Source organism: Paenibacillus dauci, from assembly GCF_000971985.1.
In the GTDB taxonomy this organism is placed as follows: Bacteria; Bacillota; Bacilli; order Paenibacillales; family Paenibacillaceae; genus Saccharibacillus; species Saccharibacillus dauci.
Map to the genome: position 1 here is coordinate 368,935 of NZ_KQ040798.1, position 19,311 is coordinate 388,245.

General features: G+C 45.7%; 21 protein-coding genes. 7 read left to right on the top strand and 14 right to left on the bottom strand.

Going from position 1 to position 19,311, the window contains the following annotated elements; genetic code table 11:
• Positions 1-667: 667 nt before the first annotated feature.
• The 9 genes from WH46_RS01580 to WH46_RS01625 form a co-directional block, all read right to left on the bottom strand.
• Positions 668-1,630, bottom strand: coding sequence for an ABC transporter permease (locus tag WH46_RS01580; RefSeq protein ID WP_017811379.1), 963 nt, complete (start codon positions 1,628-1,630; stop codon positions 668-670).
• Complete coding sequence (locus WH46_RS01585; protein ID WP_017811380.1) at positions 1,631-2,710, bottom strand: ABC transporter permease; 1,080 nt, start codon at positions 2,708-2,710, stop codon at positions 1,631-1,633.
• The gene (locus tag WH46_RS01590; protein WP_017811381.1) at positions 2,703-4,241 is read right to left on the bottom strand and encodes an ABC transporter ATP-binding protein; all 1,539 of its coding nucleotides are present in this window, start codon (positions 4,239-4,241) and stop codon (positions 2,703-2,705) included. The genes WH46_RS01585 and WH46_RS01590 overlap by 8 nt, the downstream gene beginning before the upstream one ends.
• A gap of 134 nt (positions 4,242-4,375) precedes the next feature.
• Positions 4,376-5,407: a BMP family lipoprotein gene (locus WH46_RS01595; protein ID WP_046225459.1), complete on the bottom strand. Its 1,032-nt coding sequence runs from the start codon at positions 5,405-5,407 to the stop codon at positions 4,376-4,378.
• A 737-nt stretch (positions 5,408-6,144) separates the two neighbouring features.
• Positions 6,145-6,597 (bottom strand): hypothetical protein, encoded by a 453-nt coding sequence (locus WH46_RS01605; protein WP_046225461.1) that lies wholly within the window; start codon positions 6,595-6,597, stop codon positions 6,145-6,147.
• 198 nt (positions 6,598-6,795) lie between these two features.
• Positions 6,796-7,155: a 50S ribosomal protein L20 gene (gene rplT / locus WH46_RS01610; RefSeq protein ID WP_017811384.1), complete on the bottom strand. Its 360-nt coding sequence runs from the start codon at positions 7,153-7,155 to the stop codon at positions 6,796-6,798.
• A 26-nt stretch (positions 7,156-7,181) separates the two neighbouring features.
• Positions 7,182-7,382 carry a 50S ribosomal protein L35 gene (gene rpmI / locus WH46_RS01615; RefSeq protein ID WP_017811385.1) on the bottom strand — a complete coding sequence of 67 codons (201 nt, stop codon included), beginning with the start codon at positions 7,380-7,382 and terminating at the stop codon, positions 7,182-7,184.
• 13 nt (positions 7,383-7,395) lie between these two features.
• Complete coding sequence (infC, locus tag WH46_RS01620) at positions 7,396-7,893, bottom strand: translation initiation factor IF-3 (RefSeq protein WP_017811386.1); 498 nt, start codon at positions 7,891-7,893, stop codon at positions 7,396-7,398.
• Between the two features lie 310 nt (positions 7,894-8,203).
• Positions 8,204-9,448 (bottom strand): glycosyltransferase family 2 protein, encoded by a 1,245-nt coding sequence (locus WH46_RS01625; protein WP_026135994.1) that lies wholly within the window; start codon positions 9,446-9,448, stop codon positions 8,204-8,206.
• Positions 9,449-10,058: 610 nt separating this feature from the next.
• Here WH46_RS01625 and WH46_RS01630 point away from each other — a divergent pair.
• Both WH46_RS01630 and WH46_RS01635 read left to right on the top strand, forming a co-directional pair.
• Positions 10,059-10,586 (top strand): phosphatase PAP2 family protein, encoded by a 528-nt coding sequence (locus WH46_RS01630; RefSeq protein ID WP_017811388.1) that lies wholly within the window; start codon positions 10,059-10,061, stop codon positions 10,584-10,586.
• Positions 10,587-10,705: 119 nt separating this feature from the next.
• A complete protein-coding gene (locus WH46_RS01635; RefSeq protein WP_017811389.1) occupies positions 10,706-11,839 on the top strand; it encodes an MGDG synthase family glycosyltransferase in 1,134 nt (377 codons plus the stop codon).
• Between the two features lie 51 nt (positions 11,840-11,890).
• On the opposite strand, the gene trmB is transcribed toward WH46_RS01635, so the two are convergent.
• Positions 11,891-12,598, bottom strand: a complete 708-nt coding sequence (gene trmB / locus WH46_RS01640) for a tRNA (guanosine(46)-N7)-methyltransferase TrmB (protein ID WP_017811390.1) — start codon at positions 12,596-12,598, stop codon at positions 11,891-11,893.
• A 531-nt stretch (positions 12,599-13,129) separates the two neighbouring features.
• Between trmB and WH46_RS01645 the strand changes: the two genes are divergently transcribed.
• The 5 genes from WH46_RS01645 (at position 13,130) to WH46_RS01665 (ending at position 17,305) form a co-directional block, all read left to right on the top strand.
• Positions 13,130-14,086 (top strand): tRNA modification radical SAM protein MnmL/YtqA, encoded by a 957-nt coding sequence (locus WH46_RS01645; RefSeq protein ID WP_046225462.1) that lies wholly within the window; start codon positions 13,130-13,132, stop codon positions 14,084-14,086.
• A complete protein-coding gene (locus tag WH46_RS01650) occupies positions 14,087-14,683 on the top strand; it encodes a tRNA 5-(aminomethyl)-2-thiouridylate-methyltransferase MnmM (RefSeq protein WP_046225463.1) in 597 nt (198 codons plus the stop codon). It begins immediately after the preceding gene.
• 119 nt (positions 14,684-14,802) lie between these two features.
• Positions 14,803-15,192: a VOC family protein gene (locus tag WH46_RS01655; protein WP_046225464.1), complete on the top strand. Its 390-nt coding sequence runs from the start codon at positions 14,803-14,805 to the stop codon at positions 15,190-15,192.
• Positions 15,193-15,295: 103 nt separating this feature from the next.
• Entirely contained in the window at positions 15,296-16,264 is a 969-nt protein-coding gene (locus WH46_RS01660; RefSeq protein WP_046225465.1) for a type I phosphomannose isomerase catalytic subunit, read from the top strand.
• Between the two features lie 105 nt (positions 16,265-16,369).
• The gene (locus tag WH46_RS01665; RefSeq protein WP_046225466.1) at positions 16,370-17,305 is read left to right on the top strand and encodes an alpha/beta fold hydrolase; all 936 of its coding nucleotides are present in this window, start codon (positions 16,370-16,372) and stop codon (positions 17,303-17,305) included.
• A 56-nt stretch (positions 17,306-17,361) separates the two neighbouring features.
• On the opposite strand, the gene WH46_RS01670 is transcribed toward WH46_RS01665, so the two are convergent.
• The 4 genes from WH46_RS01670 to WH46_RS01685 all read right to left on the bottom strand — a co-directional run bounded on the left by WH46_RS01670 (position 17,362) and on the right by WH46_RS01685 (position 19,164).
• Complete coding sequence (locus WH46_RS01670; protein ID WP_046225467.1) at positions 17,362-18,000, bottom strand: LysE family translocator; 639 nt, start codon at positions 17,998-18,000, stop codon at positions 17,362-17,364.
• Between the two features lie 26 nt (positions 18,001-18,026).
• Positions 18,027-18,248, bottom strand: coding sequence for a tautomerase family protein (locus WH46_RS01675; protein ID WP_017811397.1), 222 nt, complete (start codon positions 18,246-18,248; stop codon positions 18,027-18,029).
• Between the two features lie 130 nt (positions 18,249-18,378).
• On the bottom strand, positions 18,379-18,828 hold the full coding sequence (locus tag WH46_RS01680) for a GNAT family N-acetyltransferase (protein WP_046225468.1): 450 nt from the start codon (positions 18,826-18,828) through the stop codon (positions 18,379-18,381).
• Positions 18,829-18,876: 48 nt separating this feature from the next.
• Positions 18,877-19,164, bottom strand: a complete 288-nt coding sequence (locus WH46_RS01685) for an antibiotic biosynthesis monooxygenase family protein (protein ID WP_017811399.1) — start codon at positions 19,162-19,164, stop codon at positions 18,877-18,879.
• Positions 19,165-19,311: the final 147 nt, after the last annotated feature.

Below are 19,311 nucleotides of genomic sequence, written 5' to 3' on the forward strand. Positions count from 1 at the left end.
TCGTATCTAAGGGTTTTTGATGAAGCTTGCAGCAAACAGATGCTTCACTCTCTGGACAAAATAGCCCCTAAAACTTCGTCCTCTTCATAGCCGATATCTGGTATTCTCATATGGACCGGAACAATATGTTGTATTGTCGGCCGCTAATTTAGGATTATTATATGATTCATTCCAGACAGAGTCAACACTAATTTTTTTGTCTTTTTGAACAATCATTTTGACAGTTTCATATTGCTATATTTATCCATTTATCAAAAAAGCTTATATTTGCAAGGTTTTTTGGGGATTATTTTAATATGCTGTTTACATAACCATTTCCCCGTTTGTGCATTATGCACAATTAAACAGCATAAATATGGCAATGATTTTGTATTTGGACCACACATCGTTTAATTTTGAAATAGATACAGAAACGACCGTTTTTTATATCGTTTTTACAGTGTTAAGAATTTTCTCTACTGTGGATTCTTAATTTTTATCCCAATAAAAAAGCCGAAATCCTTTTTTACTGGATTCCGGCTTTTCTTTATTATGCTGCCCTGCTACAAAATTCTCACCTTGTACAGCTTATTCTGTAGATCAGGCAGCTGTTTATCCTTATACTACCAAGCTGCTTAAAACAAACTAATTCTCTCAGACAGGCAAGGTCATCTATAACGCTGCCTGTCTATCGTTTACTCGGATCATACGGCTGACCGAGAGCTGACGGTGCACTAGAGCGACCTACAGCTGCAACCAGCACAATAATAGTCAGTACATACGGCAGCATATAGATCACTTCAGGCGGAATGCTCTGTGTCCAGGCAAACAGCTGCACATAGTTACGCACTGCCTGTGCCAGACCGAAGAATACTGCCGCACCAAACGCACCGATCGGATTCCATTTACCAAAGATCATCGCAGCAATTGCGATATAACCCTGACCGGAAATCGTATTATGCGAGAATGTACCGGTCGTTGTCAGTGTAATCGTTGCACCACCGATTCCCGCCAGCGCACCACTCAGCATAACGCCGATATAACGCATACGGTTTACTTTGATACCTACGGTATCGGCTGCACTCGGATGTTCTCCGACAGAACGCAGACGCAGACCGAATGGTGTTTTGTACAATACATAAAAGGATACAAACACCAGGATAATCGCCAGATACGTTGTTGGATATGCATTGAAGATCGCATCACCCAGCAGTGGAATCTGACTCAGATAAGGAATCGCAATACGGTTGTAACCAGCGATCAGTTCCGTCTCACCGGCACCGTCGAACAGCAGTTTAACCATATACAGCGTACTTCCTGCTGCGAGGAAGTTAATAACGATACCACTGATAACCTGATCTGCTTTGAACGTAATCGAAGCCAGAGCATGAATGAGTGATACGATCGTTCCCAGCACAATAGCTGCCAGCAGGCCCATCGTTGCCGCAGAGAATGTATCCATACCTGCATCCTGTGCATAGTGACCTACAACACCGGCTGCAAATGCACCAAAGACCATCAGACCTTCCAGTCCCAGGTTCGTCACACCGGATTTTTCCGAGAAAATGCCGCCAAGGGAAGTGAATATCAGAGCTGTAGCAAATACAAGCGTCGTATTAATGAGCTGCCCGATAATTGTTAATACGTCCATTTACAACACCTTCTCTTTCTTACGCTTGGCATAGAATGGCTTCAGTACCCAGCGCACAATACCCTGTGCAGCGATAAAGAATATAATCGCACCGATAACAATACGTACGATTTCTGGCGGTACATCCGCGCTGAAGCTCATACCTGCCGAACCATAAGTCAGCGTACCGAACAGAATGGAACCCAGAATAATACCAAATGGATTGTTCATACCAATCAATGCAACCGCGATCCCGTCAAATCCGGTTCCTGGTGAACTTGCCATAACCGACTGGTAACCGAATACGCCCAGTACGGTAAATGCGCCGCCCAGACCGGCAAACGCGCCGCTGATAAACATCGCTTTGACGACATTACGGTTAACGTTCATACCTGCATATTTGGAGGCATCCTGGTTAAACCCTACTGCACGCAGCTCATAACCCTGCTTGGTTTTCCACATAAAGATATAGAAGAACACCGCAGCGAGCAATGCAATTACTGTTCCCCAGTGAACACGGGCATTGCCCATCATCTCGGACAACCAGCCGATTGCAATTGAAGCCGTAGGCTGAATATCGACCGAACGGTTCTCGCCATCCAGTAATGCATAGTTGTTGATGATCATATTGGACAGGTACAGACCGATCCAGTTAAGCATAATACAGGAAATAACTTCGTTCACGCCTCGTGCAGCCTTCAGATAGCCAGCAATCGCTGCCCACAATCCGCCGAATACCGCACCTGCGATAACCGCCAGTGGAGCATGAATGTACACAGGCAGTCCATGAACATGGATACCTACGATAGAAGCGGCTGTCATCCCGATCAGAAACTGTCCTTCACCACCGATATTGAACAGACCGGTACGTGCTGCAAAAGCAAATGCCAGACCTGTCATAATCAGCGGTGTCATCTCACGAATAGCTTCACCAAAGTTATAGGAATCCCCATATACCCGGGTAAGCAGGGCACTGTATGCTTCGAACGGATCATAACCGCCGATCAGCATGACGAGCGCGCCGAGGATCAGACCCATAATAATGGCCACAATAGATAGAATAAAAGAATCCCCGGTAAATATTTTCATCAATTTACTCATGCGCTGCACCTCTCTTTACGGTGCTTCCCGCCATCATTAAGCCCAATTCCTGATCATTGGTTTGTTCCGGCAGCACTTCACCCACAATTTGTCCTTCATAGATAACCGCAATCCGGTCAGATACATTCATGATTTCATCCAATTCAAAGGAAATCAGTAGCACGGCTTTGCCCTGGTCACGCTGGGCAATCAGCTGTTTCTGTACAAACTCAATTGCACCGACATCCAGACCCCGCGTTGGCTGTGCCGCTACGAGCAGTTCAGGGTTTTTGTCAATCTCACGGGCGATAATCGCTTTCTGCTGGTTACCACCGGACAGAGAGCGCGCCATCGTATGGATGCTTGGCGTACGTACGTCGAACGCTTCTACCAGACGGGTTGCTTTTTTGTCCACTTCATCATATTGCAAAAAGCCGTTTTTGTTATACGGTGCTTTGTAATACGTCTCCAGTACCATGTTCTCGCTAACTGAAAAGTCCAGTACCAGACCATGTTTGTGACGATCTTCCGGAATATGGGCCACGCCTGATTCGGTTACCTTACGCGGCGTCAGGTTGGTGATGTCCTTGCCATGTAAAGTGATTTTACCGCCATCTACATGCCGCAGGCCGGTCAGTGCTTCGATCAGCTCGGTCTGTCCATTGCCGTCTACGCCGGCGATGCCGAGAATCTCTCCTGCTCTCACCTGCAGATTCAGACTGTTCAGTACAGCCATGCCATCCTTGTTCTTAGACAGGATATTCTCCATATGCATAACCACTTCGCCAGGCTCTGCCGCTTTTTTGTCCACTTTGAAGCTGACGTTGCGACCGACCATTTTTTCGGCCAGTTCCTGCGGAGTTGTCTCTGTCTTTTTGACCGTATCAATGACTTTACCGCGGCGAATAATTGTTACTGTATCCGCAATTTGCATAATCTCTTTGAGTTTGTGGGTAATCAGGATAATGGACTTGCCTTCCTGGATCAGACGCTGCATAATCTCCATCAATTCAGAGATTTCCTGCGGTGTCAGTACAGCGGTCGGCTCGTCAAAGATCAGGATATCCGCACCGCGATACAGCGTTTTGAGAATCTCTACACGCTGCTGCATACCAACGGAAATATCATGGATCTTGGCATTGGGATCTACGCGCAGACCATATTGCTCGGACAGCTTGCGGATCTCCTCTGTTGCTTTTCTATAATTGATTCGGGCTCCCTTTCTCGGTTCGGAACCCAGAATAATGTTCTCCGTAACAGTGAATGGCTGAACAAGCTTAAAGTGCTGATGGACCATACCGATACCCAGCTCAATCGCTCTGTTGGGACCATCGATAATCACCGGTTTGCCATCAATTTCAATACTGCCTTCATCCGGCTGATACAGCCCGAACACGATATTCATAAGCGTTGATTTACCGGCGCCATTCTCACCGAGAAGAGCATGAATCTCGCCTTTTTGCAGCTTGAGACTGATCGAGTCATTGGCTACGATACCCGGAAAACGCTTTGTTATTTGTTTTAACTCTACAACAGGGGTTGCTGTATCCATTAGATCACCCTTATAAGCAAATTAATAGTTCATATGTTACCGGCATGTCCGCCATTCTTAAACTTACCTGTAGACGTAACAACAAGGCTAGTTATTAACCAGCCTTGTCTGTTGTACTATATGTTCAAAAGCAATTATTTCACTGTATCAGGTACTTTAACTTCGCCAGCGATGATTTTAGCTTTGTACTCATCAACCAGTTTCAGTACGTCAGCAGGTACGTTTTTGCTAGAAGTATCCGCAATACCTACGCCGTCATCTTTCAGACCCAGTGTTTCTGTACCGCCTTTGAAAGTACCATCGATTACTTCCTGGGATACTTTCTCAACTGCTGTATCAACACGCTTGATCATGGAAGTCAAAGTCACTTCATCACCGAACTCCAGGGATTGGTCTTTATCTACACCGATTACCCATACTTGCTGTCCGGATTTTTTACGGGATGCTGCTTCATTGAATACGCCCGTGCCTGTTGCACCAGCTGCGTGGAAAATAATATCCACACCTTCATTGTACATTGTTGCAGCTGCTGCTTTACCTACATCCGGCTTGTCAAATGCACCGGCATAGTTGGCAATGAACTCAGCTTTAGGGTTAACTGCTTTGATACCTGCTTGGAAGCCAGCTTCGAAGCGTTGGATCAGAGGGCTTTTCTCGCCGCCTACAAAACCGATTTTATTCATTTTTGTCATTTTACCGGCAACGACACCCACGAGGAAGGAACCTTCGTTTTCGGAGAACGTTACAGATTTAACGTTTGGAGCGTCTACTACACTATCGATGATTGCCAGTTTGGCATCAGGGTTTTGACCTGCAACCGTTTTGATTGCGTCTGCCAGGTTGAATCCAATACCCCAAGTCAGGCTGTAGCCATCTTTAACGAATTGGTTAAGGTTAGGAATATAATCCTGATCGGATTTACTTTGCAGGTATTTTACACTTGCTCCGCCAGCGGATTGTACTTTTTCAAGAGCTTCCCAGGCAGATTGGTTAAAGGATTTATCGTTTACGCCGCCTACGTCAGTTACCATACCCACTTTAACGTCGCTGGAACCTTTGCCTTCAGATGCACCGCCACTTGCATTGTCGCTCTTGTTACCGCATGCTGCCAGAATAACGGACAGTGCCAGTACCATAATCAGCGAAAGTGAATAGACCTTCTTCATGTATCTTTTTCCCCCTTAAAAGTATCAACTATGTTTCTGTCTCTCTCATGAAAACACGAACATTTTCTGAAAATAACATTATTTTGTTCGCTTTCGGAGCAGATTTAATAGTCACTGAACAGATTATACAATCATGTGATAGGAAAATCCACTATTTTAATAACAATTGGTCAATTAATTTATCCATTAAACAATGTAAGCGCTCTATATTGGAATTTTTTACTATTTCACGTTATATCAATGTTATATAACCTACACATACTTTACAGCAAAACTGTTTTAATGCACTAAAAAGGTACAGTAGAACATTTATTATCGATATACCTGACAAGACCCATCTATTTGTCTTCCTTATATATAAAGTATCTTTTCCGAGTCAAATATGCCGTTTGTCACATTACTGAAGCCCGTATTACTTATTGATGCCGCATAGTATGGAAGTCCTAAAATATCCGTTCCGCTTCATGCCCTTCAGACAGTTTACGTGATTTGTCCCGTGACAGCAACATATTTCTTATCCATTGTCTTTTTCAATTCCACTCTCTGGAATACTGTAAATAAAAAGGGAATATATTGGGTTGTCTTCTTCTTCTTATCGGTCACACCTTTATTCAAAATAAGACAGCTGGATGCTCGGCTGTCATTTATATTAAGACTGGGTTTGTACAGCGTAGCTAAAAGAACCCGGGGAACCATCTTTATTGGAAATACGTATCGTCCAGTCTCCCGCCTGCTGATTAATCCATGTATATTGAACCTTCTTCTGCTTGCCCGGCTTTATCGTATCTACGCTGCATTCCGTGCCTGCAGGATCGACCAATTGATACGAAAGAAGAACGACCGGTATTCTCCATGTTGATAACAAGGGTCTGGGTTGCAGCTGTCTGATTCGCTTGAAGTGTAAACACATTTCTGAACTGTCCATTAAATGAAACTGTTTCTTTATCTATAATTGGTACTATAACTTCTGGTATTGAATGGTCTACACGCTTTTGTATTTGCTTATGTATACGTTCATCTTCGGCTTGAGTGTGTTCACTGCTCATTTGAAGAACCGGCGTTACTGCCGATGTCATCGGCTTGGGCGGTGTAACCGTATTATCGGTCATGCTATTAGTCAGGCTTAGGATCAAGATCAGGATCCCTGTAAAAGCGCAGATCCAAAGCCATAAGTGTCCTCTTCTCTTCATTAGACTATCTCCTTTGAACTGTAGCTATACATTTTACTTTGTTCACTCACTTGTACATCTTGTGGAGAGATAAGGAATAGAGCATTTATGGATAGCCAGCCACTAAATATCCCGCGTCCTAAAGAGACATAAATAAAAGGCTATCCATATATCCAGTGAATAGATAAATAGATAGCCTTTTATAATACGCAACCTAAATTACGCGTTGATTTTTTCTTTTGCTACAGTAGCCAGGGAGTTGAACGCAGTTACATCGTTAACTGCCAGGTCTGCCAGCATCTTACGGTTGATGTTAACACCAGCCAGTTTCAGGCCGTGCATCATTTTGTTGTAAGACAGTCCGTTCAGACGAGCTGCTGCATTGATACGTACGATCCACAGTCTGCGGAAGTTACGTTTTGTTTGACGACGGTCACGGTAAGCATAAAGCAGGGATTTATTAACCTGTTCTTTTGCTGTTTTGAAAATACGGTGTTTGGAACCGAAGTAACCTTTTGCCAGTTTCAGATATTTCTTGTGTTTACGACGTGTGACGAATCCGCCTTTAACTCGTGCCATATTGATAACCCTCCCGGAAAATTAAATTATTTAAGATTAGCTAAGCCTTGTTTCAAACGTTTAACGTCCCCAGCAGCCATCAGTGGGCTAGTTCCCAGTACACGTTTTTGACGCTTGGATTTGTGAGAAAGCAAGTGGTTTTTGAAAGCTTTGTGACGTTTCACTTTACCAGTTCCTGTAACTTTGAAGCGTCCTTTTAAACTGCTATGAGTTTTCATTTTAGGCATTTGAATATCCCCCTTAGTTATTTTTCGGCGCCAAGATCATAATCATGCTGCGGCCTTCCAGTTTGGGCTGGCGCTCTACAGTACAGATATCTGCAACTTCATCTCTTACGCGTTCCAAGACTCTTTGTCCAATATTTGCATGTGCAATCTCGCGACCGCGGAAGCGGACCGAGCATTTCACCTTGTCGCCATTATTCAAGAATTTGTTTACATTACGGAGTTTAGTTTGGTAATCATGTTCCTCCGTATTTGCATGGAAGCGCACTTCTTTCAGTTCAACAATCTTCTGATTTTTGCGTGCTTCTTTTTCTTTCTTCTGCTGTTCGTAGCGGAATTTGCCGTAGTCCATAATCCGACATACCGGAGGCTTCGCTTGCGGAGCAACGTTAACCAGATCCAGATTCAGATCGATTGCCATTTGCAATGCTTCGCGAGTCGGCGTAATTCCGATTTGTTCACCGTCAGCACCTACCAGACGTACTTCTTTTGTCCGGATTTCGTCATTGATCATATGTTCTTTACTAATAACCTTCCACCTCCAAGATATAATAGATACTACTATTACAAAATAAAAAGGGATGCAGGTCTCATCACCCGCATCCCTTGATCAGTATACATTCATGACAAATACTTGTCGATAAATTACAGACCAATGAACCAGCCGATAAAAGATCGGTCAGGTGAGAAGACGAGCTTCTGCTTTTCATTAACGTTCTCAATAACACACTTGAACATTGTATCACGTAGTCTTAGACAAGTCAACAGCCTGCATAAAATAATTATGCAGGCTGTCCATGACTGTCTATATAATGATCTCCGACTTACAGAGAACTTTGTTTACCTTGTACTTCATCCAATCGTACCACACGTGTATGTTCTGTATGGCTCCACTGTTTGTTGTTCTGTGTGAAGAACGCGTAGAAGGTAATCGGCCACCAGGACAATCCGTAGATTGGGAACAGCAGCAGGTACATATACACTTTCCACGATTTCACTTTTTCCAGAACCATCGCCAGGATAAAAGTAACTACATTGGCGAAGATGGCTACAACAGCGACCCACATCGGCATGTAATTGTATACCGAAGCAATATGAGGTCCACCCAGAATAGCTGTATCGATCCATACGGCAGCTGTCATCAGGAAGGTAATCAACACGATGTAGACGTTAACGCTGTACAGCGCCAGGTCGAACTTGATGATGTTGAATTCCTTGATACTTTTCCACAACAGCGGGAAGAAATAACGACGTGCTACGGTAAAGTGACCCTGCATCCAGCGCAGACGCTGACGGGAAGAAGCTTTGAATGTCAGTGGCTTCTCATCGAATACTTTGGCATCATAGCTGAATTTTGGATAGATGCCTTTTTCGGCACAACGCATAGTGAACTCCAGATCTTCTACCAGACTGGTTGCGCCCCAGCCGATTTCCTTGAGCAGTTCATTTTCAAAACACATACCTGTACCACCAAGGAAGTTCGCCATATTCAGATTATGACGGGACAGCTGCCACAGACGGTTGATGTACCAGTATGATACACCGTAAGCTGCAGTGATCCAGGAATCTTCCGGGTTTTTGGTATCGATGTAACCCTGGATAACACGTGCACCTTCACACATGTCGTTGTTCATTTCTTTCAGGAAGTTCGAAGCAGCCAGGTTATCCGCGTCGAACATCACGATACCGTCGTACTGGCGAGGCATGCTCCACAATTCGTTCAGCATCCACTCGATCGCATACCCTTTACCACGCTGGTTAGGGTTCGTACGTACACAAGCATTCATACCATGACTTCTTACGATATCTGCTGTACCGTCTGTACAGTTATCACAGATAACGAATACATCGTACAGTTCTTCCGGATAATCCATTTCTTTCAGATTCTCCATCAGTGCGCCAATAACTTTCTCCTCGTTATGTGCAGCTACCAGAATCGCAAATGACTTTTTCGGAGCATGCTCCGGTCTTTTTTTGCGTTTGATAATCCCGAATAAAGAAAAACCAAACTGGTAGACAGCGATCAGTGCCAGCAAAATCTGCAGCACTATAAATGTTGTATCCAAGATATTACCCATGAGAATATGTGACCCCCTTCATATGAAACCCCTTCAAACCGTGACGACTGTGTTCTCTTTGTGTCTAACATTTCATTTTTTGAATATCTGTTTTGTAAATGACTCAAATTTCATAATTCCAGGTAATTGATGTAAGCCTCATGAAACTTTGCATGCAGACATAAAGATTTTGCACACTTTTTGTCCATTTGTCAAAGGTACCAAATGCAGTATGCTGTGAAAAACTCTATAATTATGACGACAAACACTACGAAAAGGTTCCAAGGCGAGGTCTATCAGCGTTTTATGGTATAATATCTTGGTTTTGCTCGCTTTTCATGTCTTTAGCCTTAATTTTATAGTGGAATTTGGGAAATGGAACCAGGCAACATGTTACCTGACATTCTATAAACCGATTATTTTCGGTTGAATCATGGGCAACAGATCACTCCATAATACTCCTCAATCCAAAATGAATGAGCCAGCCAATTAGAGGGTAAGAATAATAATGACAGATTATGTGTGATTTAACGCTGGGTTAACGTTATAATGCTTGAAATGGTTAAAGAATAAAAATATGATTAATCTAAGCCGACAACGGCAATATATACGGGGGTCTCTCATGCGTCAGTTCCTTATTCGTTTACAAACCATGGAGCAGTATATTTTCAGATGGTTTAACACCAGGCTTCATAATCGGTTTCTCAACATTTTCTTTTATTATCTGACGAATCTGGGCGGAGCCACTTTTACGATTATCGCTACACTGGCCATATGGCTGCTGGCACCTTCCCCATGGGATCAGGCCGGCTTGCATGCTGCTGTTGCACTAGCTATCAGTCATATTCCGGTAGCTATCGTCAAAAAACTATATCCGCGTATTCGTCCGTATCTCGCCATACCGGAGACCATTACCTTCCGTAACCCATTGACGGATCACTCTTTTCCGTCAGGGCATACGACAGCAGTCTTCTCGGTAACCGTTCCATTCATGCTGGCAGATGTGCACACCATCCCGTTTCTGCTGCCACTGGCACTAATTGTAGCGGTGTCCCGTATGTATCTGGGACTTCATTATCCGTCGGATGTACTCGTTGGGGCATTGATCGGATCGGCGGTTGCTTTTGGTACAGTTGCATTGTGGCCTTAAAGCAGTTATTGTAACAGTATGGTAACATTGTTACAGTTATATTACAGACATGCTGAATTGCTGCCTGTACGACCTTATTTAATTAATTGAGAATACCTTGCAGAAAAGGTGAAATGAACGTGTCAAAATACAGAGTGCTGCTCTTGTCGGAAGGTTTTGGTTCAGGACATACACAAGCTGCTTACGCGCTGTCCAGCAGCCTGCGTAAAATCTCACCGAATATACAAACCAGAGTGCTGGAGCTCGGCAGTTTCCTCAATCCCAAAGTAGCGCCGCTCATTATCACCGCCTATAAAAAAACGGTTGTCTCGCAGCCGAAGCTTGTACGCATGATGTATCGCAGCCAATATAAAAAATCGATTAATCGTCTGGCTACACTGGCGCTGCATCGGATTTTTTATACTCATACTCAGAATGTCATCCGGCAGCTGCGGCCAGATATTATCGTATGTACACATCCGATTCCGGGTGCGGTTATTTCCCGGCTGAAACGCCTGGGTATGCCGATTCCGCTATGCATGGTTATTACAGACTATGATGCACATGGAACATGGATTATTCCCGAAGTAGACCGCTATCTGGTCTCTACAGATGGAGTACGTTCCAAACTGATGATGCGCGGAATCCCTTTCTCCAAGATCAAGGTTACCGGCATCCCTGTCCATCCGAACTTCTGGGAACATCCCAGCAAAGCAGAGATCCGGATGCGATTCGGCCTCAAAGATATGCCTACCGTCATGATTATGAGCGGCGGCTGGGGAATGATGAGCGACGATGCCGTCAATGCCTATCTGACCAGCTTCGCAGACAAAGTACAATTTATTTTCTGCTTCGGCAGCAACGATAAAGCTTACCAGCGAGCACAGCAGGATCTGAACTTCAGCCATGAGAATATTCATCTCGTCCGTTATACCAAAGAGATTGATAAGTTGATGGAAGTCTCTGATCTGCTCGTAACCAAACCAGGCGGAATGACATGTACGGAAGGATTAGCCAAGGCAATCCCTATGCTCTTTTACAATCCGCTACCTGGTCAGGAAGAACAAAATTCGCGCTACTTTACAGAACAAGGCTGGGGTGAACCGATTACTTCGATTCATGTCGTTACCCAGTGGATGGAACTGCTGATCAATGATTATGATGCTGTCGTCATGCAGCGCCAGCTCAAGCTGGAGCAAATCGACCGCTATAATCCTACTGAATGTGCACGCAGTATTATGGATATGGTGGAACACAATAAGGTCTTAACCTGACGTCAGGTTAAGACCTTATTGTGTTTTTTCCTATTTAAATAGAACAATAAATCAATATTTATCGAGACGCATCTGCTGGTATTCGTTCAATGCATCCTGTCCTACAATCACTTCGCAGCGGTGGATGCGCATCCCTTTACCCATAAACTTGGCTTCGTATTCTGTCATGACATGCTCTTCATTAATGCCGTCACGATGCAGATTCAGGCTGATATTGGTCATCTGCAGACCATAGTCGGCAAATGAATTAATCGAGAACTCGAACAGTGTCTCCGAATCCGTCTTGAAATGAATCTGTCCACGGGAATTCAACAGACGACAGTATTTCTCCAAAAAGCGCGGGTGCGTCAAACGACGGCGTCCATGCTTTTTTTTCGGCCAAGGATCACTGAAATTCAGATAGACCCGTTCAATCTCGCCTGGTGTAAAAATATCTTCGATATTCTCGATATTCGCCAGTGCCAGCTGAATACTGGTTGGATCGCCCAGTTCTGCTTCATTCCAGGCAATACGAGTCTTCTCTGCAGCGCGGCGCACCAATTCATCATACATATCAAAGCCGATATAGTTAACCTGTTGATTCTTCACGCTCATCTGGCTGACGAAGCGTCCTTTACCCATTCCGAATTCCACATGGATCGGATAATCATTGTTAAAACGCTCACGCCATTTTCCTTTATAAGCTTCAGGGTTCAATACGACCAGATCCTGCTGCTGCTCCAGATCCTCGCGAATCCCTTTTCTACCTCTTAAACGCATCTTCGTCCTCCGATTTGAATAATTCTCTTCTTTATTTCGTACGGAATTATTTTGACGAAGAAAATGGGAAATGTAAAGAGTTATCTGCCAAAAAGTGCACAAAGGAAAGAAGGATTTCCCTATCCTGCGAACAGCATAAGGAAATCCTTCTCTCTATATTTGGAATTGGGGTCCAACAAATTTAAGCATTCATAGTCTACCCATTTTCTGCCGGAAAATCAAATCCATTTTCCCCGGTAGCCACGATGCAGTTAAGAAATTAAGCTAGGTGCACCTATTATTAACCATTTTGCAGCAATATGACACGCAGGTCATTTATTTTTTCATTTTAGCATCTGTATAAGCAGTTGTTACGTCTGATCAGGGAATATCCGTCACACAGCTATGGGCAGAATCACTGCACTTCACGTCTATTTTTACTATAGTAAAAGGACTGTTTTTCTACCCAGCGGTGATTTATTTTTGTTACAATAGAAACTGTTGATTGGCGGAATAATCAGAATATGGATATACCATGAAGGAGCTTGCATTATGGTTACTATAGAACAGACAGAGTCCCCGGTTCTGTGGGGGGATAAACGATTCCATACGTGGAACACTGAGATGCGGGAGCAGTTTGGAACCAAGGTATTCAAAGTGATGCTGGATGCCGGTTTCACCTGTCCCAACCGTGATGGTACCATTGCCAAAGGCGGTTGTACCTTTTGCAGTGCACGGGGTTCCGGCGACTTTGCCGGCAGACGCCGTGATGATCTGGTCACCCAGTTCAATACGATCCGTGACCGGCAGCACCAGAAGTGGCCAAACGCCCAGTATATTGGCTATTTCCAGGCCTATACCAATACCTATGCACCTGTAGAAGAATTGCGTGAATATTATGAAGTCATTCTGGAGCAGCCGGGCGTTGTCGGTCTTGCAATCGCTACACGTCCTGACTGTCTGCCGGATGATGTGGTTGATTATCTCGCAGAGTTGAATGAACGAACCTATCTATGGGTGGAAATGGGCCTACAGACGATTCATGAATCCACCTCTACTCTTATCAATCGCGCTCATGACACCCACTGTTACGAAGAAGCCGTAGCCAAACTGCGGGCGCGCGGTATTCGGGTATGTGCCCATATTATCTATGGACTGCCGCAGGAATCCCACGAGATGATGCTGGATACCGGACGGGCTGTAGCCAATATGGATGTGCAGGGCATCAAGATTCATCTGCTGCACCTGATGCGCAAGACACCAATGGTCAAGCAATACGAAGCAGGCTTGCTGCGATTCCTGGATCAGGATGAATATATTAAACTGATCGTTGATACATTGGAATTCCTGCCGCCGGATATGATCGTTCACCGGCTGACCGGCGATGCACCGCGCGATCTACTGATCGGCCCGATGTGGAGTCTGAATAAATGGGAAGTTCTGAATTCGATCGATCGGGAGCTCAGACAGCGTGATACTTGGCAGGGCAAGTACTGGAGGGGACGTTAAATGGGATTTCTGTCTGTACTCAGCTTTGCCCACAAACTGGTTGCCGAGCGTCTGGGCAGTACGGCAGGCAGCCAGGCGATAGCTGTTGATGCTACAGCCGGTACCGGTGCCGATACACTGATGCTGGCTCAGGCGGCTGGTGCGAGTGGCCTTGTATACAGTTTTGATATTCAGCAGCAGGCGCTGGATCGTACCCAGGAAAGACTTGGCAGGTATGAGCATCCTGGCAGGCTCGCCCGGACCGAGCTAATCCTAGGCAGTCACGACCGGATGGCGAATCATATCCCGGCAGAGCTTCACGGACAGCTGCAGGCTGTCATGTTCAATCTTGGTTATCTTCCGGCAGGAGATACTTCAGTCATTACCCGTCCGGAATCGACACTGCCTGCACTCACTATTTCTCTGGAGCTGCTAGCTGTAAAGGGCATCCTGACAATTGTACTGTATCCAGGTCATCCTGGCGGATCTGAAGAAGCCGAAGCTGTACAGGAATGGGCCTCTTCCCTTCCTACTGCTACGGCGCAATGCATTATATATCGCCAGCTGCAGCGCAGTGATGCGCCATATCTGATTGCTATTGAAAAGAAACAGGCTTGATCGCATAATCGATCCGAACCGGACACAGATGCAGTACTGCCTGGAGCAGGCTAGACTTCTGATCCAAAAAGTGCCGATCCTGTTATTATTTCAAATGAACTTGAGGAGATGAAAATATTATGGCAGTACGCAAATTGGAACATGTAGGCATTATGGTGACTTCTATCGAAAAATCTATCGCTTTTTACGAACAGGTTATCGGGCTTCAGCATCTGGAGACAAACGGTCATGTAGATGATGCGATTCGACTGGCATTTCTCGCTTTTCCGGGTCATACCGATACCGAAGTGGAATTGGTACAGGGGTATACCGGTGCATTGACCGAAGAAGGCCGTGTGCATCATATTGCTTTTACTGTAGACGATATTGAAGAAGAATATGCACGGATTCAGGGACTTCAATTGTCCAATCTGGATCAGACAATTACGACACTTCCGAATGGCAGTCGCTACTTCTTTTTCAGCGGTCCCGATGGAGAGCGTCTGGAATTTTTCCAGTCTGCACGTTAAGATGGATACAGCCCCGGCCTTACATCTGATGTTGTCTGTGGATAGGACAACGATACATACGGGGTGAATGTTAAATATATGACTATGTGGAGGAGAGAGATTAATGACGAAGCCATACCCACTGCAATTTCAACCGGAATTCAAAGAACGTGTATGGGGCGGTAGAGCACTGGAACAGTTCGGATGGGATATTCCGGAGGGAGCGATTGGCGAAGGCTGGATGATCGCGGATCATCCGAATGGGACAACATCAGTTATCGGTGGTGAGCTGGACGGTAAAAGTCTGGATCAGCTGCGTGAGACATTGGGGCGCGACTGGTTCGGTACACGGGGTGTATCCGAGACCAACGGCCGTTTCCCTCTGCTGATCAAACTGCTGGATTGCAATGACGATCTATCTGTGCAAGTGCATCCGACCGATGATTATGAAGGTCTGCCGCAAGGTGAACTGGGCAAAACGGAAATGTGGTATGTACTGGATGCCAAACCGGGTGCCAAAATCATTTATGGTCTCAAAGATGGCGTCACCCGCGAATCCCTGGCTGAAGCGATTCGTAATAATCAGATTATGGACGAGCTGCAGGAGGTTCCGGTAGAAGCTGGTGATACTTTCTACATTCCGGCAGGTACGGTACATGCACTGTGTGCCGGTGTACTGGTAGCCGAGATTCAGCAGAACTCCGATACCACCTATCGTCTGTACGATTATGATCGTCCCGGACTGGATGGCAAGCCGCGTGAACTGCACATCGAAGATTCTCTTAACGTGATCGCTTACGAAGGCGCAGGCGCTACGACTATGAAAACAGATGGTCTGTCTGCAGGGCAGTGGCTGACACTGGCTACCTCTCCTTACTTTATTGTAGAAAAAGGCATCGTTGACGGTTCATGGAGCCTGTCCACTCTGCCGGAGAGCTTCACCATCCTCGTCGTTGCTAATGGCGAAGGTTCCATTACGTGGAAAGATGGCAGCGCACCACTCAAAGGCGGACAATGCTTCCTGCTGCCTGCCAATCTGGGTGAATACACGCTGGATGGCAGCTGCACAGTGATCCGTTCCTATCTGCCTTAATACCAAGAGGAACAAACTTATAATGGATTGAATAGATTAACCTGTACCGGTGTGATAATTCCTCCGGTACAGGTTATATTTATGATTGGAAAGGAGATGACACTCATGAAGGAACGTACATTTCGCATGACGGATGAAGAAGGCATTCAGGTGCATATCTATGAATGGCTGCCGGATCAGGAGAATATACATGGAGTTGTACAAATATCACATGGTATGGCCGAGACTGCCCGCCGATATCATCGTCTGGCTCAATCTCTCACTGCACAGGGATATGCCGTCTATGCCAATGATCACCGTGGGCATGGGCTGACTGCCGCTACACCGGATGACCTTGGTGATCCCGGAGAGAATGGATTTTACTGGATGGAAGAAGACCTGGTGCTGTTATCCCGCTGGATTCATGAGCACTATGCTACCCTGCCGCTCTATATTCTCGGACACAGTATGGGTTCCTTTATTGTGCAAAAGTTGATGTATGATCATCCGGATCTATACGATGGATTTATCCTCTCCGGCACCAACGGTCCGCGTGGGCTGCTCCAGGCCGGTGAACGTCTGGCACAGCTGCAGCGGCGTCTGCGTGGACCGATGCATCGCAGTCTGCTGCTCAATGCACTTGTATTCGGCCCGTTCAACCGCGGACTGCCCAGACCGCGCGCGACCCGGTTTGACTGGCTCTCCCGCGATCCTGAGGAAGTGGCACTGTTCGTCAATGATCCTTATTGTGCGCGGCTTGCCAGTGTGCGGTTTTATGTACACTTTTTCCAGCTGCTGATCGAGATTCATCGACCGGATTGTATGCGGCGAATTCCAAAAGACAAGCCTGTCTATCTATTCAGCGGAGATCGTGATCCGGTAGGTGCCTATGGCAAAGGAGTACGCAAGTTGTATGAACAGTATCAGAGATTGCAGCTGCAGGATATCGAGATCAAGTTGTATCCCGATGCACGGCACGAGACACTTAATGATACGAACCGAGAAGAAGTTACTGCCGATATTCTGGACTGGCTTCAGCGTCATTGTCCTGTACCCAAATAGCCATCAGACCGTTATCGTCCCGGTCTGATGGCTATTTGATAGGATCGATTGATTTCTCAGGAGGATACATGCCGCGAAGTACGCAGCAAATTCAATCCCAGCAGAACAAAAATCCCTCCGGTTACCCGGTTCAGATAACGTGATGCGCGGCTGGATTGCAGCCGGCCGGACATTTTGCTGGAAAACAGCACCAGCAGTATGCACCATAACAAGCCTGTTGTACTGAATGTTAATCCCAGCAGCAGGAATGGAATCGGACCCATATGCTGCGCAGGACTAACGAACTGCGGGATAAAAGCCAGATAGAACAGCGCTACCTTGGGGTTCAGCACATTGGTCAGCATGCCTTGCAGATAGATTTTACGCAGAGGTCGCTGCTCTACATGCTTAAGTGCTTCTCCTTCTTCCTGACGTGCCATCAGAGCCCGAATCCCCATCCAGATCAGATATCCGGCGCCAATCCATTTGACCAGATTAAAAGCAAGTGCCGACTGCATCAGGATCAGTGATAATCCCAGTCCGGCCAGCAGTGTATGTACCAGTGAGCCGCTGATAATGCCATAGACAGACATAAGTCCTGCCTGCTTGCCCTGGAATATACTGCGACTCAAAATGTAAATCGTATCACTGCCGGGTGTGATATTCAGCAGAATACTCGATAATATAAACAACCAGTAGTGTTCAATCCCCCACATCTCTATCTCCCCCTTTCAACCAGTATCTATGCCTGTTCGTCCGGTTCCTCTGGAGACGGTGCATTCAGATAAGGTAGCAACTCGCCATGCTTGCCATAATTATGTGGTGCCAGATCCTCAAAAAAGATAAAGATCTTCTCTTTCTCTACTTCAAATACATCCGAAACCAGCTCCGACATCTTCTGTACCAGTTCACGCTTTTGTTCGACAGTTTTGCCTTCAAGCACTTTGACAGTAATAAACGGCATCGCTTTTCACCCTTTCCAGAATAGTTGTCTGATTAATGAATTAGAATACCATGTATATATCCCGGAAAACAACCCTTTCCCGGCAGACTCTGGAATATATACTGATCATCCAGTGTGCGCTAGCATCGTATTACATTTGCAGCTTTTTCTCATAACAAAGACTGCTCTCATCCTCTACATAAATGCCAAACCGCTCGATCTGTTCATAGCCGTGACGCTGGTAAAAAGCAATGGCTTCGGGCTGGGCAGCTCCCGTCTCCAAGCGGATAATCCGATAATTCTTCTGCCATGCCTGTTCTTCCAGTGCCTGCAGCAGCCTGCTGGCTATTCCCTGACGGCGATGTGAAGTACGGACGTAAAATCGCTTCAGCTCGGTACTCTGTTCATCCAGTGCACGAATGGCTCCGCAGCCTACAGGCTTGCCCTCCGCATCATAGGCGATCATAAAGGAAGCCGGGTCAGCCGGACTTAATCCATAGATCGACTCCGCCGGATAGCATTCCATCAGATAAGTATCCAGTTCCTTGATCAATAGATGCAGATCGGTGTGATCAGCTTGTACCGGCAAGATGGTAATCATGCAGGCTCCTCCTTAATTATAGTACGTAAATGATGATGCTTATCCTTATCAAGCCAGTTCGTAATGATGAACGACCGGAAATGGATCATAGTAGTGATGCAGCAGCTTTTTCCATTCCTGATAAGGCTCCGAGCCGCGGAATCCCTCAGTATGGTCTTCCAGCGTCTCCCAACGGACAAGCAATATGTATTGATTGTCGATCTCCAGACAGCGCTGCAGTTCATGGGACAGATACCCTTTCATCCCGGCAATAATACGGCTGGCTTGGCGAAAACTGTCTTCAAATGCATCGGTATGCCCTGCCTTGACGTTCAGTATGGCAACTTCCAGAATCATGATGTATCCTCCTCCATAATAAAATAATGAATCCTCACTTGATCAATGCTGTTACCAAATAGCAGCAAACCCAAGATGCTTGTACCATATATTGGCGAATAAAAAGAGCAGCGTCAATCCCTGATTCTTGTCCATATCATTATTCGA

Bases quoted from the DNA above. Each gene is read 5' to 3' on its own strand.
- WH46_RS01580 (WP_017811379.1), bottom strand. From the start codon at position 1,630: ATGGACGTATTAACAATTATCGGGCAGCTCATTAATACGACGCTTGTA.
- WH46_RS01585 (WP_017811380.1), bottom strand. From the start codon at position 2,710: ATGAGTAAATTGATGAAAATATTTACCGGGGATTCTTTTATTCTATCT.
- WH46_RS01590 (WP_017811381.1), bottom strand. From the start codon at position 4,241: ATGGATACAGCAACCCCTGTTGTAGAGTTAAAACAAATAACAAAGCGT.
- WH46_RS01595 (WP_046225459.1), bottom strand. From the start codon at position 5,407: ATGAAGAAGGTCTATTCACTTTCGCTGATTATGGTACTGGCACTGTCC.
- WH46_RS01605 (WP_046225461.1), bottom strand. From the start codon at position 6,597: ATGAAGAGAAGAGGACACTTATGGCTTTGGATCTGCGCTTTTACAGGG.
- rplT (WP_017811384.1), bottom strand. From the start codon at position 7,155: ATGGCACGAGTTAAAGGCGGATTCGTCACACGTCGTAAACACAAGAAA.
- rpmI (WP_017811385.1), bottom strand. From the start codon at position 7,382: ATGCCTAAAATGAAAACTCATAGCAGTTTAAAAGGACGCTTCAAAGTT.
- infC (WP_017811386.1), bottom strand. From the start codon at position 7,893: ATGATCAATGACGAAATCCGGACAAAAGAAGTACGTCTGGTAGGTGCT.
- WH46_RS01630 (WP_017811388.1), top strand. From the start codon at position 10,059: ATGCGTCAGTTCCTTATTCGTTTACAAACCATGGAGCAGTATATTTTC.
- trmB (WP_017811390.1), bottom strand. From the start codon at position 12,598: ATGCGTTTAAGAGGTAGAAAAGGGATTCGCGAGGATCTGGAGCAGCAG.
- WH46_RS01645 (WP_046225462.1), top strand. From the start codon at position 13,130: ATGGTTACTATAGAACAGACAGAGTCCCCGGTTCTGTGGGGGGATAAA.
- WH46_RS01650 (WP_046225463.1), top strand. From the start codon at position 14,087: ATGGGATTTCTGTCTGTACTCAGCTTTGCCCACAAACTGGTTGCCGAG.
- WH46_RS01655 (WP_046225464.1), top strand. From the start codon at position 14,803: ATGGCAGTACGCAAATTGGAACATGTAGGCATTATGGTGACTTCTATC.
- WH46_RS01660 (WP_046225465.1), top strand. From the start codon at position 15,296: ATGACGAAGCCATACCCACTGCAATTTCAACCGGAATTCAAAGAACGT.
- WH46_RS01665 (WP_046225466.1), top strand. From the start codon at position 16,370: ATGAAGGAACGTACATTTCGCATGACGGATGAAGAAGGCATTCAGGTG.
- WH46_RS01670 (WP_046225467.1), bottom strand. From the start codon at position 18,000: ATGTGGGGGATTGAACACTACTGGTTGTTTATATTATCGAGTATTCTG.
- WH46_RS01675 (WP_017811397.1), bottom strand. From the start codon at position 18,248: ATGCCGTTTATTACTGTCAAAGTGCTTGAAGGCAAAACTGTCGAACAA.
- WH46_RS01680 (WP_046225468.1), bottom strand. From the start codon at position 18,828: ATGATTACCATCTTGCCGGTACAAGCTGATCACACCGATCTGCATCTA.
- WH46_RS01685 (WP_017811399.1), bottom strand. From the start codon at position 19,164: ATGATTCTGGAAGTTGCCATACTGAACGTCAAGGCAGGGCATACCGAT.